The following is a 15,954-nucleotide window of genomic DNA, read 5'->3' as shown; positions in this document are numbered from 1 at the left end:
CAAAGCCGTAGGAACAGACGAGCCGGTTCTACCGGTCGGCGCGTGACCAGATGCTGCTGGCCAGTCGCGTATTCAAACTAGCGCTGTCGGTCGATAAACAAAAATCAATATTTGTTAGAGGCAGCATTAGCAAAAGCTTATAGTTCGGTAACAAGGTTTTGCAGGGGCTGGGGATAAAGTGCGTAAGTCATTGATGCGTATGACGTTGCGTCAGTTGCAGGTTTTCAACGAGGTGTGCGATTTGCGCTCGTATAGCCGCGCTGCCGAGGAGATGTCGCTGACGCAACCCGCCGTTAGTCTACAGATCCGCCAGCTCGAGGAACTGGTGGGCCAGCCATTGTTCGAGTACGTCGGCAAGAAGCTCTACCTCACTGAGGCCGCCGAGGCATTGCAACGCGCCAGCCGGGACATCTTCGGGCGCCTGGAGAACCTCGACATGCAGTTGTCGGACATGCAGGGGTCATTGCAGGGCCAGCTGAAACTGGCGATCGAATCCAGCGCCAAGTACTTCGTGCCGCACCTGTTCGCCGCCTTCAAGCAACGTCACCCGGAAGTGAACCTGACGCTCACTGTGGTCAACCGCGCCCAGGCGATCCGCCGGCTTTCGGACAACCGCGACGACATCACGGTCATGTCCATGGTGCCCCAGGACATGGGCCTGGAATTCCTGCCGTTCCTGAACAACCCGATCGTCGCTGTCGCCCCCGCCGACCACCCGCTGTGCAAGCTCGAGCACCTGCGCCTTCAGGACCTGGAGCCGCATACCCTGCTGGTTCGCGAACAGGGTTCCGGCACGCGCAAGGCCTGCGAGGAATACTTCAAGGACAAGCGCGTGCACTTCACCCAGACCCTGGAAGTGGCCTCTACCGACGCCCAGCGCGAGTGCGTGGTTGCAGGCCTGGGCATCGCCCTGCTGACACGCCATGCCGTGAACATGGAGCTGGCTGCAGGGGTGCTCAAGGAGCTGCCGGTGGAAGAGTTGCCGCTTTACCGCAGCTGGTGCGTGGTGCAGTCCAAGGCCAAGCGGCAGTCACCGGTGGCCTTGGCGTTCCTCGCGTTCATTCGTAACGAACGGGCGAAGATCAGCGGGCTTGCGGAGCGTTTTTCGGGGAAGTTGCCGACGCTACCTGCCACACCGTGATGTCACCCATGTCGGGATAGTCGGCGATGTCGCGCAGCAGTTGGCGTTGATCGCAGTAGCTCTCGATGGCGCGGCGATACTCCATGCGGCGCTGGTCCTTCTCGGCCTGTTTGCGAGCCTTGGCGTTGGGTTGGTACGAACCATCGTAGTCACGAGCCATTGCCTGTCTCCCGGATCGGATATCGGAGCTTCAGGGTGGACCTGGGGGTTTACAGAGGGGTGACAGGGCTGTGAATTTTCGTTGGCAATGCCGACGGCATCAGTCGTCGGTAGCCTTTATCGACTTGGGCGACAGGCGCAGGCTACGCAAGCTGCGCTTCACGCTCTTGAGATGGTTGACCAGGCTCGGCCCGCGGGCCATGGCCACGCCCATCGCCAGCACGTCGATCACTACCAGGTGGGCAATACGCGAGGTCAGCGGGGTATAGATCTCGGTGTCTTCGTGCACGTCGATCGCCAGGTTGACTGTCGAAAGCTCGGCCAGCGGTGTCTGGCTCGGGCACAGGGTAATCAGGCTGGCGCCGCTTTCACGCACGAGGTTGGCGGTGATCAGCAGGTCCTTGGAACGGCCCGACTGGGAAATGCACACCGCCACGTCGCCGGGCTTGAGCGTCACCGCCGACATCGCCTGCATGTGCGGGTCGGAATAGGCCGCCGCACTGAGCAGCAGGCGGAAGAACTTGTGCTGGGCATCGGCAGCCACTGCGCCGGACGCGCCGAAGCCATAGAACTCGACGCGCTGAGCCTGGGCCATGGCGCTCACCGCCTGTTGCAACGCGTGCGGGTCGAGGTGCTCGCGCACTTCCATCAGCGTGTGCAGGGTGGTATCGAAGATCTTCAGGCTGTAGTCGGCGACCGAATCGTCTTCATGGATGGCGAACTGGCCGAAGCTGGCACCTGCGGCCAGGCTCTGCGCCAGCTTGAGCTTGAGGTCCTGGAAGCCCGAGCAACCGATGGCGCGGCAGAAGCGCACGATGGTCGGTTCGCTGATGCCGACACTGTGGGCCAGATCGGCCATCGAGCTGTGCATGACGGCAGCCGGATCAAGCAGCACGTGGTCGGCCACTTTCAGTTCCGACTTGCGCAGCAGGTGGCGCGATTGGGCGATATGTTGCAACAGATTCACAGGCTGGACTCGGTTATGATCGGCTGGCCGGGGATGTAGCTAGCTTGTAGTTATACTACATGACCGGCGAACCGCCCAGTTAAACGAGCGTAACGAACGTGGAGAGTGGTGGCTTGACGATCCCTTGCGACATTCTGGTCTTCGGCGGCACCGGCGACCTGGCCTTGCACAAGCTGCTGCCGGCGCTTTATCACCTGTACCGCGAAGGCCGCCTGCACAACGCCGTGCGCATCATCGCCCTGGCCCGCCGCGCACTGCCGCGCAACGACTACCTCAAGCTCGCCGAGCGCCACTGCCGCGCACAAGTCGCCCGCAACGACTTCGACGAGGAGACCTGGCAACGCTTCGGCGCACGCCTGGACTACTTCGTCATGGATGCCTCGCAAGGCGCCGACTTCAACCGCCTGGCCCGCTACCTCGGCGAGCCCGGCGGCCTGACCCGCATCTTCTACCTGGCCACCGCACCCAACCTGTTCGTGCCCATCGCCAACCACCTGCGCCTGGCGGGCCTGGCCGACAGCGAGGCACGTATCGTCCTTGAAAAACCCATCGGCCATTCGCTGGATTCGGCCACGGCCATCAACGAAGCCATCGGCGCGGTGTTCGAGGAACGCCAGGTGTTCCGAATCGACCACTACCTGGGCAAGGAGACCGTGCAGAACCTCATGGCCCTGCGTTTCGCCAACGCCCTGCTGGAGCCGGTGTGGCGCAACAGCCAGGTGGACCATGTGCAGATCAGCGTCTGCGAAACCCTTGGCATCGAGAACCGCGGCGGCTACTACGACCGCGCCGGCGCCACTCGCGACATGCTGCAGAACCACCTGCTCCAGCTGCTGTGCCTGGTGGCCATGGAACCGCCCGCGCAGTTCGAGGCCGAGGCGGTGCGCGACGAAAAGGTGAAGATCCTGCGCGCGCTGAAACCCATTGCCGGCCAGGACGTACAAGACAAGACCGTGCGTGGCCAATACAGCGCCGGCAAGATCGGCGGCCAGGAAGTACCGGCCTACTACTTCGAGAAAGATGTCGACAACGACAGCGATACCGAGACCTTCGTCGCCGTACAGGCGCATGTCGAGAACTGGCGCTGGGCCGGCGTGCCGTTCTACCTGCGAACCGGTAAGCGCATGGCGCGGCGCACCTCGCAGATCGTCATCCAGTTCAAGCCGGTGCCCCACGAGCTGTTCAGCGGGGGCCAGGTCAACCAGTTGCTCATCCAGCTACAGCCCGATGAACACATCAGCTTGCGCATGATGACCAAGAGCCCCGGCAAGGGTATGCGCCTGGCGCCCGTGGAGCTGGACCTGAACCTGGCCCAGGCTTTCGGCCACGCTCGCCGCTGGGAAGCCTACGAGCGCCTGCTGCTGGACGTGCTCGACGGCGACTCGACGCTGTTCATGCGACGCGATGAGGTTGAGGCCGCCTGGGCCTGGATCGACCCGATCCTCAAGGGTTGGGAGGAGCACTTCCAAGCCCCTCGCCCATACCCGGCCGGCAGCAATGGTCCAGAGCAGGCCAACAGCCTGCTGGCCCACCAGGGCAGGCACTGGCATAGCTGATACTTTTCACTCTGCTGGCGTACTTCAGCAGCAGGCAGCCTTGTGTCGAGGCAATGCATACAGCATTGCCCTACCGACAGGGGTATTTGCCATGACAATCGAATCGAAGGGCTGGAGCGCACGCCAGGACGGCAATCAACTGCTCGTGGAAGGCACCGTGACCGTGGCGCATCCTGGTATCAACCCAGTTCTGGAGCCGTCCAGGCGTCAGGACAGGTCGTTCAGCCTCAACCTTGACCTCAAGTTGCACGTTCAGGAGGGCAGCTTCATACAGGCGCTTAGCGAAAAGTCGGTCACGTTCGAAACGACCGTGGACAACCGCGTGCCAGGGGTCAATGTGTTCCATGAAGACAAGCTGGTCAGCAGCCTCGCGGTCGCACGCTGCGCGGATTGACGCTCATTTCCACGCGGGACGTTCCAGCAAGACGCGGAACGTTCCCGCATCCACCGGACGACTGATCAGGTAGCCCTGGGCCTCGTCACAGCCCTGCTCACGCAGGAATGCCAACTGCTCCTGGGTTTCCACGCCCTCCGCCACCACCCGCAACTCGAGGCTCTTGGCCATGGCGATGATCGCCCGGGTGATCGCGGCATCCTGGCTACCCGCGTGCAGCCCCCGAATGAACGCCTGGTCGATCTTCACGTAGTCCACCGGGAAGCGCTTGAGGTAGCTCAGCGACGAATAGCCGGTGCCGAAGTCGTCGATCGCCAGCTTCACGCCCAGTTCATGCAACTGTTCGAACGTAGCGATGATGTGCTCGACGTTGTCGAGCAGCTGGCTCTCGGTCAGTTCCAACTCCAGCAGGTGCGGTTCCAGACCGCTTTCCTGCAAAACCTGGCGCACCAGGCTGACCACCTTGCCCTGGCGCAACTGGTAGACCGACAGGTTCACCGACACCCTTACTTCAAGCCCCTCGCGCCGCCATTCGCAGGCCTGCCAACAGGCCTGGCGCAGGACGAACTCCCCCATCGGCGCGATCAGCCCGGTTTCCTCGGCCAGGCCGATGAAGTCGCCCGGCGGCACCATGCCCAGCTCCGGGTGCTGCCAGCGCACCAAGGCTTCCGCGGCATGCAGACGCCCGCTGCGCAGGCACAGCTTGGGTTGGTAGTAGACCAGCAACTGGCCTTCGTCGATGGCCTTGCGCAGCTGGTTTTCCAGGGTCAGGCGCTCCAGGGTGCTGGCGCGCAGGCTCTCGGTATAGAACTGGAAACTGTCGCCGCCCAGGTGCTTTGCATGCTGCTTGGCCATGTCGGCCTGGCTGAGCAGGGCATTGAGGTCGAAGGTCGCATCCGACAGCACGCTGATCCCCACCGAAGCACTCACCACCACTTCATGGCCACCCAGTCGCTGCGGCACACGCAGCTTGTCGAGCAGCCGCGTGGTAACCCGCACCAGGCTCGACAAGCTGCTGTAGCCGTCGAACAGGATGGCGAACTCGTCCCCCGAAAGACGCGCCACGGTATCGGCCTCGGGCACCGCATTGGCGATGCGCTGGGCCATTTTCTTCAACAGCTGGTCGGCCAGTTCATGGCCAAGGCTTTCATTCAGCAGCTTGAAGCGGTCCAGATCGACATGCAGCAGCACCAGGCTGCGCCCACTGGCCCGCACCCGCTGCACCGCCTCGTGCAGGCGCAGGCGGAACAGGGCACGGTTGGCCAGGCCTGTGAGGTCGTCGTAATGGGCCAGGTAACGCAGGCGTTCCTCGGACTCGCGCCGTGCCGACAGGTCGGTGAAGAACGCGACGATATTGCTGATGCGTCCGTGTTCGTCGCGCACCCCGTTGAGCAGCAGGCTCTGCGGGTACAGCTCGCCATTCTTGCGTGCTTCGACCAGCTCGCCCTGCCAACACCCGTGCAGTTCCAGGGCCTGCTCGATGGCTTGGCTGTGGCGTCGCGCATCGTGGCTGCAAGGCAACTCCAGGAGGTTGCGCAGCACCAGTTCGTCACGGCTGTGGCCGGTCATGTCGCAGAACGCCTGGTTGGCCACCAGCAGCTGGAAGTCCGCATCGAGAATCGCGATACCTTCGCTTGCCGCCTCGAACACGGTGCCCGCCAGGCGCTGCTGTTCCTCCTGTTCCTTGGCCAGGGTGATGTCGCGGCGAGTACCGAGCATGCGCAACACCTTGCCGTCTGGGTCGCGCTCCACGGCCCGGCCACGGTCCTCGATCCAGCACCAGCGGCCTTGTGCGTGGCGCACCCGGTATTCCACGCGGTAGTCCTCGCTGCGCCCCTTGAGGTGCTCGACCAGGGTGCGGCGCAACGCGGGCAGGTCGTCCGGGTGCAGGCGTGGCTTGAGGTCGGTGCGCACCGAGCGCACCTGGCTGACGTCCAGGCCGAACAAGGCATGCAGTTGCGTGTGGTGCACCTCGTCGCTTTCCAGGTTCCAGTCCCACAGCCCCAGCTCACTGGCCTCCAGCGCAAGCGCCAGGCGCTGTTCGCTCTGGCCCAGGGCCTGGTTGACCTGCGCCAGCTCCCGGCTGCGCTGGGTTACCCGCTGTTCGAGAACACCCTGGGCCTGGCGCAGTTGCTCCTCCGCCCGGCGACGCTGCTCCACCTCGGCGCTGAGCGCTTGCCGGACGCCTTGCAGATGCTCGATCAGGGCCTGGTTCTGGAAGCGTCGCAGCAGGCCACGCTCGATCAGCCGGTTGACCTGCCAGGCCACCACCGTCAACGCACCAAGCAGGATCAGCCCCAGCCAGCCCCAGCCACGCTGCAGGCCGTCCTGGTACAGGAACAGGAAGACGATTGGCGGCACCAGGCATGACAGGACGAAACTGAGAAAGGCAGTGAAGCTCGCGGCATAGGCGACACTCGCCGACAGCGCCGCCGCGCCCAGCAGGCCAAAGACCCAGGCCTGCTGCACGAAGCTGTCCACCGGCACCAGGGCGATCGCCGCGCTGGCCAGGGTGAGGCCGCTGAAGGCCGAGCCGAACAGGAACATCCGCCACCAGGTGGGTTGCGCCTGGCGCTCCGGTGCAGCAGCCTCGAACGCGGCCACCTGGACCACACGCAAGGCCACCAGCGCCAACAACCACGTCATCCACACGGCTACCAGCAGGTAGCGTGCAGGGTTCCACAGCAGCCAGGCACATAGCAGGCCGTTCACCAGCATGAACAGGGTGGGCAGCAGCGAGCCCTGGTACAGCAGGCGTGTCCGCTCGATGGTGAGCTGGGTTGCGAATTGCCTGCGAACGTCCCTTGTCGTGTCGGGCGATGCGCCGACCGCTGCGCAATTCTCGGTCATAGGGCAGTATTCTTATAATGGTTAGCCGCAAACGTGCAGCGAGCATACACAAGCGCAGGCTCGGGCCAAACTGCTCTACGTCAGGAATTATCCAACAGCCCCCGGTTTGCCCGCGCCGCATGCCGATGAACGTGTGCAGATTTATCCCCGGCCGGTTTGCCCCTGCCCCCCGCCCGGCCCTAGAATGGCCGGATGCACACTGATGACCTCTCCCTCCTGCTCAACTCCCTCAACGACGCCCAACGCCAGGCCGTAGCGGCCCCGCTGGGGCGTCAACTGGTACTGGCCGGCGCCGGCTCCGGCAAGACCCGCGTGCTGGTGCACCGTATCGCCTGGTTGATCCAGGTCGAACAGGCTTCGCCCCACTCGATCCTTTCGGTGACCTTCACCAACAAGGCCGCAGCAGAAATGCGCCAGCGTATCGAGCAACTGCTGGGCATCAACCCGGCCGGTATGTGGGTGGGCACCTTCCACGGCCTGGCGCACCGCTTGTTGCGGGCGCACTGGCAGGAAGCGCGGCTGGTGCAGAACTTCCAGATTCTCGACGGCGATGACCAGCAACGCCTGGTCAAGCGGGTGATCCGCGAGCTGGGCCTGGACGAGCAGCGCTGGCCGGCGCGCCAAGCGCAGTGGTTCATCAACGGCCAGAAAGACGAAGGCCTGCGCCCGCAGCACATCCAGGCCGGTGGCGACCTGTTCCTGGCAACCATGCGCAGCATCTATGAAGCCTATGAGCAGGCTTGCGAGCGAGCCGGGGTCATCGATTTCTCCGAGCTGCTGCTGCGCGCACTGGACCTGTGGCGCGACCACCCAGGCCTGCTCGAGCACTACCAACGGCGCTTCCGCCACCTGCTGGTGGACGAGTTCCAGGATACCAACGCCGTGCAATACGCCTGGCTGCGTCTGCTGGCCCAAGGCGGTGGCAGCCTGATGGCCGTGGGCGACGACGACCAGTCCATCTATGGCTGGCGCGGCGCCAAGATCGAGAACATCCACCAGTACACCGCCGACTTCCCCGACGCCGAGCTGATTCGCCTGGAGCAGAACTACCGCTCCACCGGCGGCATCCTCAAGGCGGCCAACGCGCTGATCGCCAACAACAGCGGGCGCCTGGGCAAGGAACTGTGGACCGACATGGGCGAAGGCGAGCCGCTGACCCTGTACGCCGCCTACAACGAACATGACGAAGCGCGCTATGTGGTGGAAACCATCGAGCGCGTCATAAAGGATGGCAACGCGCGCAACGATATCGCCATCCTCTACCGCTCCAACGCCCAGTCGCGTGTGCTTGAAGAAGCCCTGCTGCGCGAGCGCATCCCCTACCGCATCTATGGCGGCCAGCGCTTCTTCGAACGCGCCGAGATCAAGAACGCCATGGCCTACCTGCGCCTGCTCGAAGGGCGCGGCAACGATGCGGCACTGGAGCGGGTGATCAACGTGCCGCCGCGCGGCATCGGCGAGAAAACCGTCGAGGCGATCCGCGAGCACGCCCGCCACAGCCAGCTGTCGATGTGGGAAGCCATGTGCCAACTGCTTGCCGCCAAGGCTCTCAAGGGCCGCGCGGCCAGTGCCCTGGGCGGCTTCATCGAACTGATGGAGCAGCTCGCCGGCAAGACCCAGGACATGCCGCTGCACCTGATGACCCAGGCGGTCATCGAGCAATCCGGCCTGATCGTCTATCACCAGGAAGAGAAAGGCGAAAAAGGCCAGGCCCGGGTGGAAAACCTTGAGGAACTGGTGAGTGCGGCGCGCAACTTCGAAACCAGCGAAGACGACGCCGGCCTCTCGCCGCTGTCGGCCTTCCTCGGCCATGCCTCACTGGAAGCCGGCGACGCCCAGGCCGACGAGCACGAAGACAGCATCCAGCTGATGACCCTGCACAGCGCCAAGGGCCTGGAATTCCCCTATGTGTTCCTGGTGGGCATGGAGGAAGGGTTGTTCCCGCACAAGATGAGCCTGGAGGAGCCGGGCCGCCTGGAAGAGGAGCGCCGCCTGGCGTACGTGGGCATCACCCGGGCCATGCGCCAGCTGGTCATGACCTACGCCGAGACGCGCCGTTTGTATGGCAGCGAAACCTATAACAAGGTATCGCGCTTCGTCCGCGAGATTCCGGCGGGCCTGGTGCAGGAAGTGCGCTTGTCGAACAGTGTCAGCCGCCCCTTCGGCGGCGCGAAAACCACCGGCAGCAACCTTTTCGCCAACGCCAATATTCCGCAAACAACCTTCAACCTTGGCCAGCGCGTGCAGCATTCGGTGTTCGGCGAAGGCATCATTCTCAACTTCGAAGGCTCCGGCGCGCAGGCACGGGTGCAGGTGAACTTCGCCGAAGGCAGCAAATGGCTGATGCTGGGGTACGCCAAGCTGGAAGCGATCTGAGGCATCTGCGCGGTGCCGTTGATACAGCACATTCAGATTGCTCCTACCCTTAACAAAAAAAGCCAGGCAAAAGCTGGAAACATTTGGTCGCTGGTCATGTGCCCTGGAACCTGTGCACCATGGCGCGCGTGCAATCCACAAAACGGGAAATCCCATCTTATGCAACGTTTTCTTAGCATCGCACTGGCGCTCTGCGTTGGCCTGACGCTGAGCCTCGACGTCAACGCAGCCAAGCGCTTCGGTGGTGGCAAGAGCTCGGGCGCAGCGCCCATGCACCAGACTCGCCAGGCCGCTCCGACCACTCCAGCTGCCACAGCCACCGCCCCAGGCCGTGCTCCGGCCGCCGCCAGCGGCGCTTCGCGCTGGTTGGGCCCACTGGCCGGTATTGCCGCCGGTGGCCTGCTGGCCTCCATGTTCATGGGTGACGGCTTCGAGGGCATGCAGATCCTCGACTTCCTGCTCATCGGCCTCATCGCGTTCCTGGTGTTCCGCTTCATCGCGGCACGTCGTCGCCAGCAACAGCAGCCGCAAATGGCCGGTGCCGGTCATGCGCCATACCAGCGTGAAGCCCAGCCCCAGCAGCCTGCTGCGTCGATCTTCGGTGGTTCGGCCGCACCTGTGGCAGCCGCTTCGCCGGTCATCAATGCCCCGGCCTGGTTCAACGAGCAGAACTTCGTAGCCGCTGCCCGCAACCACTTCCAGTCGCTGCAGCAGCACTGGGATGCCAACGAGATGGACAAGATCGCCGAGTTCGTCACCCCGCAGATGCTCGAGTTCCTCAAGCGCGAGCGTGCCGAGCAGGGTGAAAGCGAAGGCTTCCAGTCCACCTACATCGACAACCTCGATGTGCAACTCGACGGCGTGGAAGACCGCGCGGACAAGACCATCGCCACCCTGACCTTCCGTGGCGTGTCGAAGTCCTCGCGTTTCGACCAGGGCGAAGCGTTCAACGAAAGCTGGCACATGGAACGCGCCCAGGGCGAAAACCAGCCTTGGCTGCTTGCCGGTATCCGCCAGAACGGCTGATCCTGACGCGCTGCATAAAAAACCCCGGGCTCTGTCCCGGGGTTTTTGCTTTTGCCAGAGTGGGCTACTAGGGTATAAACCGCAGCGTCGTCAACAAGGTCAGAGGATGTGAACCGTGGAAGAAGTGATCGAACAACTCCGTGAAGCCAACGAGCCGGTACCGGTGCCCCTGGAGCTTCCCGACGAAGACCAGTTGGTCGAGGTCGAGGAACAGCTGTTCATCAACATTCCCTTCGTCTTCAAGGAATTCCTGCTGACCGTCAGCGACGTGGTGTACGGCTCGCTGGAGCCGGTCACCGTGACCGACCCACAGTCACACACCTACCTGCCGGACGTCGCCGCCAACGCCTGGGATGCCGGCGTACCCCGCGAGCTGATTCCGCTGTGCCAGGATGGCGACAACTACTACTGCGTCGAAGAAGACGGCACCGTGGTGCTGTGGGATGCCGACGAGGAGATCGTCGGCGAAGACAGCTGGGAATCGGTCTGGCACTGGGCGCGGGACGTCTGGCTGGAAAGCTGAAGCGCCACGGGGCTGCCCGTGCAGCCCCGGCATTCTATCAGTGCGAGTGATCGCGGCTGTTCTCCAGGGTCTCCAGCAATGCCACTTGCATGCGCGTGTGCACCCGCACGAACCAACGCCACAGCAGTGCCACCACTACCGCCGCCACCACCGCGATGATCAGCAGCAGTTCGCTGGTCGGCAGGATGCTCGCGGACAAGGCCGACAGCAGCAGGAAGATCACCAGCAGCGACAGCAACGGGATCACTTCGGCTACCACACGACGTACGCGCTGGGTATGGCGCCCGGCCATTTCCGGCTTGACTCCCATCTCAGCCAGCAGCATCGACAGGGCTTTGAGCTTGCGATAAGCCGCGATCAGGAACGGCAGCGACAACAGCAACGCCGCCCCCCATATCAGCGCCTTCTGCTGGCCGACATCGCCGATCCATTCGCTCAGCCAACTGCCGATACGTTCGGCGAAATAACCGCCACTGAAGAAGATTGCGATCACCAGGGCCAGGTTCACTCCCACCTGCAACAGGATGCGCCGGATCATCGCCGCCAGCATCGCGCTCTCGCCCTGGGGCTGGATGTTGCGCAACCACTCGCCATACAACGACAGCACCCGCGACAGGCGCTGCGGCATCACATTGCCCAGCTTGATCGACAGCGGGTCGGCGGCACGAATCAGGTAGGGCGTGAGCAACGTGGTGATCGCCGATACGGCCACGGCAACGGGATAGAGGAAATCGCTGGTGACCTGCAGGGTCATGCCCAGCGCGGCGATGATGAAGGAAAACTCGCCAATCTGCGAAAGGCCCATGCCTACACGCAGAGAGGTACGTCCGTCGTTACCGGCGATAAACGCCCCCATGCCGCAGGACAGCATCTTGCCCAATACCACCGCGGTGGTGATGACGACGATCGGCCAGGCATAGTCGACCAATACCTGCGGGTCGATCATCAAGCCAATGGCCACAAAGAAGATGGCGCTGAACATGTCGCGTACAGGCTCGATCAGGCGCTCGATCTTCAGGAGCTGGCGCGACTCGGCCATGATCGCGCCAATCAGGAAGGCGCCCAGTACCATGCTGTATTCCAGCTTGACCACCAGCAGGCAGAAGCCGAAGCACAGGCCCAGCACGGTGATCAGCAACATCTCGTTGCTCTCGAACTTCGCCACGTAGGCCAGCAGGCGCGGTACCAGCAGGATCCCGACCACCAACGCGACGATCATGAACAGCGACAGCTTGCCGACCGTGGAGAACACTTCTCCTGAGCTCACCGCACCGCTCACCGCGATGCCCGACAGCAACGCGATGATGCCGATGCCCAGGATGTCCTCGACGATCAGCACGCCGAAAATCAGTTGGGCGAAGCGCTCGTTCTTCATCTTCAGGTCGTTGAGCGCCTTGACGATGATGGTGGTGGAGGAAATCGCCAGGATCGCGCCGAGGAACAGCGAGTCCATGGTGCTCCACTCGAACCAGCGACCGATTTCGAAGCCGATCCAGATCATCAGCACGATTTCCAAAAACGCCGCGATGAACGCGGTGGCACCTACCTTGAACAGCTTGCGCAAGCTGAACTCCAGCCCCAGGCAGAACATCAGGAAGATCACCCCAAGTTCGGCGAGGATCTTGATGGTGTCTTCGTCATGGATCAGGCCGAACGGCGGCGTATGGGGGCCGATGATGAAGCCAGCAACGATGTAGCCCAGCACCACGGGCTGGCGCAACCGGTGGAAAAGGATGGTGACTACCCCGGCGACCAGCATGATCACTGCCAGGTCTTGGATGAAACTGATGGCATGCATGGCGTCGGGCTCCTTTTCGATGCACGGGGGCAGACCGCTTCTCTGCCAGGAAACCCCGATCGAGTCGCAAGTACGTACTGTGTCTGGTGTCAGAAAAGCCCTAATTGCAAGGGCCCGCTCAGGGTAACATTGCGCTTGGCCATCAGTGGCCGGAGCAATATGTAGAAACAGATCGGCCCTTTCGCATTCGAAAATGGCATGATCGGCGTGACGACGGACTGTCAGGCAACGTCCCGTACCAGGAGACCACCAGAGGGGAATAGAAGTGTCGGCAGATACCCACCCCGTTTCAGCGCAACTTCACCGTGAGCACACTATGGAACCTGGAAACGCCCAGCTGAGCATGACCGTCCTGATGACCCCGGACATGGCCAACTTCTCTGGCAACGTACATGGCGGCACCCTGCTCAAGTACCTGGACGAGGTCGCCTATGCCTGCGCCAGCCGCTATGCCGGCAGCTACGTGGTCACCCTGTCGGTGGACCAGGTGATCTTCCGCGAGCCCGTGCACGTCGGCGAGCTGGTGACCTTTCTAGCCTCGGTCAACTACACCGGCAACACCTCGATGGAGGTGGGCATCAAGGTGGTCACTGAGAACATCCGTGAACGCTCCGTGCGCCATTCCAATAGCTGTTTCTTCACCATGGTCGCGGTCGACGACAACCGTCGACCGGTGCCTGTGCCGCCGCGCCAGCCACAGAACAGCGAGGAGAAGCGTCGCTTCCTCCAGGGCCAGCAGCGCCGACAGATCCGCCAGGAACTGGAAAAACGCTACCAGGACCTGAAGACCGACATCTAGACCGCGAGAAGCTGCGCCTCGAAGCGTACCCGCGGGTGGGCGATGCGGTCTTGGGCCCGCACCAGTTGCAACTCGTAGCTGGCGCAGGCCTGGGTTTCCAGCAGCACCTCGTGCACGGCTGCGGCAGTGAACTCGAACGCCTGCCGCCACGAATCGCCCAGCAGCACCCGCGCCAGGAACAGCCCGGAGGTCAGGTCGCCCACCCCCACCGGTTGACGTGGGAAGGCCAGCAGCGGCCGGCGCAGATGCCAGCTGTGCTCGCGGGTTACCAGCAGCATTTCGAAGGCATCTGCGGCGCGCCCCGGATAGGCCAGGTGCTTCACCAGTACCACCTGCGGGCCGCGCTCGAGCAGGCTGCGCGCCATCGCGACGCAATCTTCGAGCGACTCGGCACCACGGCCACAGAAACTGTCCAGCTCCAGCTGGTTGGGGCAGAGGATGTCGGCCACCGACGCCGCCTGTTCGAGCAGGAAATCACTCACCTCCTGCGGCACGATGCAGCCTTTTTCCGCATGCCCCATCACCGGGTCGCACAGGTACAAGGCGCGCGGGTTGACCGCCTTGATCCGCGCCACGCCCGCCAGTATCGCCCGCCCCTGCTCAGCGCTGCCCAGGTAGCCCGAGAGCACCGCATCGCAGTGGCCCAGTTCGCCGATGTTGGAAATGCCTTCCACCAACGCAGGAATTTGCGCCGGGGCAAGCACTTCTCCCGCCCAATGGCCATACTGAGTGTGGTTGGAGAACTGCACGGTGTTGAGCGGCCAGACATTCACGCCCACCCGCTGCATGGGGAACACCGCCGCGCTGTTTCCGGCGTGGCCGAATACCACATGGGACTGGATGGCGAGCAGGTGTGGCGTACGTTTCATGCAGGAAGTTTCCGAAGATGTCTTGATGAAGAGGCGGGGGGCAGTATGAACCCGAATGCTACCTGTACGGCAGGCCAGGGACGCAGTTAAGCTTTAGCCACCTGTCTGGAGCCCGAACAAATGTTGACCCTGGAGAACCTGTTCGTCCTGATGCTGTTGGCGGCGGCTGGCGCCTGGTTGTGGCACAACCATGGGCTGCGCGAGAAAGCCCTGGAGCGGGTCAAGCAGCATTGCGCCAAACTCGACCTGGAGCTGCTGGATGAAAACGTCGCGCTCAAGCGCATCGGCTTCGTCCGCGACGCCAATGGCAGGAAGCGTCTGGCGCGGGTCTACAACTTCGAGTTCACCGTCACCGGCGAGCAGCGCCACCCTGGCACCGTGACCCAGTTCGGCGCTCACACCATGCAGATCGAACTGGCCCCCTACCCGTTTGAAATCAACACCCCACCGCGCACCGACAATGTGGTCGAGATGCAGCAGTGGCGCCAGGAACACAATCGCTGGCGCAACTGATCAGTCCACCCGGCGGCAGTTGGCCAAAGCGGCTTGCAGGTCGCGCTGAGGTTGGGGCTGTTCGAAGATCAGTTCGATACGGGAGTCCTTGCGCCACTCACTGGGGCGCCACTGCACGTTATCCCCAGCCAGCCCATTGAACGAGCACCATTGCCCATCGCTGTGGATAACGCCTTTGGCCCGGCGCCACGGCCATTGCCCCAGGAATGCCTGCACCAGCGCCTGGTCGAAGTGTTGGCTGGGGTGCCAGCGCCAGCCGATGCTCCAACCACCCTCGCCTTGTTGGGATTGGCAGATAGGCTGCCGTGGGTCTGTCCACAGCGGTGAAAGCACTGCGGAAAAGCTGTCCACAGGCAGGAGATCGATAGCGGCCGATTCCACCTGCACTGTGGATAGAATGCCAAGCTCAGACAATGAGACTGCGCCGTACTCAGCCCAGACTGTGCGCAGTGCAGGGAAACGCGAGGTTATCAATAGGCGCTGCTGGTCATCCACAGAGTCCGCCTTGTTGAATATCAACAGCCCCGCCTGGGCCAGGGCCTGAACCTGGGCATCCGGCAGGGGTTCCCCGCGCACCAGCGCCTGGCTGTCCAACACCATCAAGAGGGGCTGCACCGACAGCACATCGCGCCAAGGCGCCTCTGCCAATTGTCCAAGCAGTTGCAATGGGTGGCCCAGGCCCGATGGCTCGATGAACAGCCGAGTCGGGCGAGCCTTGCGCAGCAGCCGGGCCAGGCCAACCTGGAACGGCACGCCGTTGACGCAGCAAAGGCAACCGCCAGCCACTTCGCCAATGGCAACACCCGCTTCATCGCGGCTGAGCAGCGCAGCATCCAGGCCGACCAGCCCGAACTCGTTGACCAGCACCGCCCAGCGCTCCTCGGCGGGACGTTGGGCCAGCAAGTGGCGTATCAGGCTGGTCTTGCCCGCACCCAGGGGGCCGGCAATGACGTGGGTGGGTATGTGGGTGAGCATGGCAGGCT

14 protein-coding genes are annotated in these 15,954 nt (G+C 63.2%); 8 read left to right on the top strand and 6 right to left on the bottom strand.

Annotation, left to right across the window (positions count from 1 at the left end; genetic code table 11):
* The first annotated feature begins 178 nt into the window (after positions 1-178).
* Complete coding sequence (locus tag RAC97_RS06875) at positions 179-1,141, top strand: LysR family transcriptional regulator (RefSeq protein ID WP_375098517.1); 963 nt, start codon at positions 179-181, stop codon at positions 1,139-1,141.
* On the opposite strand, the gene RAC97_RS06870 is transcribed toward RAC97_RS06875, so the two are convergent.
* Entirely contained in the window at positions 1,083-1,301 is a 219-nt protein-coding gene (locus tag RAC97_RS06870) for a PA3496 family putative envelope integrity protein (protein ID WP_375098516.1), read from the bottom strand. The genes RAC97_RS06875 and RAC97_RS06870 overlap by 59 nt on opposite strands.
* 99 nt (positions 1,302-1,400) lie before the next feature.
* The gene (gene hexR / locus RAC97_RS06865; RefSeq protein ID WP_375098515.1) at positions 1,401-2,267 is read right to left on the bottom strand and encodes a transcriptional regulator HexR; all 867 of its coding nucleotides are present in this window, start codon (positions 2,265-2,267) and stop codon (positions 1,401-1,403) included.
* 113 nt (positions 2,268-2,380) lie between these two features.
* On the opposite strand from hexR, the gene zwf reads away from it, so the two are divergent.
* Both zwf and RAC97_RS06855 read left to right on the top strand, forming a co-directional pair.
* A complete protein-coding gene (gene zwf / locus RAC97_RS06860) occupies positions 2,381-3,823 on the top strand; it encodes a glucose-6-phosphate dehydrogenase (RefSeq protein WP_375098514.1) in 1,443 nt (480 codons plus the stop codon).
* 91 nt (positions 3,824-3,914) lie between these two features.
* A complete protein-coding gene (locus RAC97_RS06855) occupies positions 3,915-4,217 on the top strand; it encodes a hypothetical protein (RefSeq protein ID WP_375098513.1) in 303 nt (100 codons plus the stop codon).
* Between the two features lie 3 nt (positions 4,218-4,220).
* Here RAC97_RS06855 and RAC97_RS06850 read toward each other — a convergent pair whose 3' ends face one another.
* Positions 4,221-7,067 (bottom strand): EAL domain-containing protein, encoded by a 2,847-nt coding sequence (locus RAC97_RS06850; protein ID WP_375098512.1) that lies wholly within the window; start codon positions 7,065-7,067, stop codon positions 4,221-4,223.
* 192 nt (positions 7,068-7,259) lie between these two features.
* Here RAC97_RS06850 and uvrD point away from each other — a divergent pair, with 192 nt between their 5' ends.
* The 3 genes from uvrD to RAC97_RS06835 all read left to right on the top strand — a co-directional run bounded on the left by uvrD (position 7,260) and on the right by RAC97_RS06835 (position 10,992).
* Entirely contained in the window at positions 7,260-9,443 is a 2,184-nt protein-coding gene (gene uvrD, locus RAC97_RS06845) for a DNA helicase II (RefSeq protein WP_375098511.1), read from the top strand.
* Between the two features lie 159 nt (positions 9,444-9,602).
* The gene (locus RAC97_RS06840) at positions 9,603-10,469 is read left to right on the top strand and encodes a Tim44 domain-containing protein (RefSeq protein ID WP_375098510.1); all 867 of its coding nucleotides are present in this window, start codon (positions 9,603-9,605) and stop codon (positions 10,467-10,469) included.
* Between the two features lie 115 nt (positions 10,470-10,584).
* Positions 10,585-10,992: an SMI1/KNR4 family protein gene (locus RAC97_RS06835; RefSeq protein ID WP_375098509.1), complete on the top strand. Its 408-nt coding sequence runs from the start codon at positions 10,585-10,587 to the stop codon at positions 10,990-10,992.
* Between the two features lie 37 nt (positions 10,993-11,029).
* Here the strand turns inward: RAC97_RS06835 and RAC97_RS06830 are convergent, their stop codons facing one another.
* The gene (locus RAC97_RS06830) at positions 11,030-12,790 is read right to left on the bottom strand and encodes a cation:proton antiporter (RefSeq protein ID WP_375098508.1); all 1,761 of its coding nucleotides are present in this window, start codon (positions 12,788-12,790) and stop codon (positions 11,030-11,032) included.
* 316 nt (positions 12,791-13,106) lie between these two features.
* Between RAC97_RS06830 and RAC97_RS06825 the strand changes: the two genes are divergently transcribed.
* On the top strand, positions 13,107-13,589 hold the full coding sequence (locus tag RAC97_RS06825; RefSeq protein WP_375098507.1) for an acyl-CoA thioesterase: 483 nt from the start codon (positions 13,107-13,109) through the stop codon (positions 13,587-13,589).
* Here RAC97_RS06825 and pdxY read toward each other — a convergent pair.
* On the bottom strand, positions 13,586-14,458 hold the full coding sequence (gene pdxY, locus RAC97_RS06820) for a pyridoxal kinase PdxY (protein WP_375098506.1): 873 nt from the start codon (positions 14,456-14,458) through the stop codon (positions 13,586-13,588). The genes RAC97_RS06825 and pdxY overlap by 4 nt on opposite strands.
* 120 nt (positions 14,459-14,578) lie before the next feature.
* Here pdxY and RAC97_RS06815 point away from each other — a divergent pair, with 120 nt between their 5' ends.
* On the top strand, positions 14,579-14,971 hold the full coding sequence (locus tag RAC97_RS06815) for a DUF3301 domain-containing protein (RefSeq protein WP_375098505.1): 393 nt from the start codon (positions 14,579-14,581) through the stop codon (positions 14,969-14,971).
* Here the strand turns inward: RAC97_RS06815 and RAC97_RS06810 are convergent, their stop codons facing one another.
* On the bottom strand, positions 14,972-15,946 hold the full coding sequence (locus RAC97_RS06810) for a CobW family GTP-binding protein (protein WP_375098504.1): 975 nt from the start codon (positions 15,944-15,946) through the stop codon (positions 14,972-14,974).
* Positions 15,947-15,954: the final 8 nt, after the last annotated feature.

The sequence above is a fragment of the Pseudomonas sp. LS_2 genome (genome assembly GCF_042709235.1).
Taxonomy (GTDB): Bacteria; Pseudomonadota; Gammaproteobacteria; order Pseudomonadales; family Pseudomonadaceae; genus Aquipseudomonas.
This window is presented reverse-complemented; position numbering and strand designations above follow the sequence as displayed.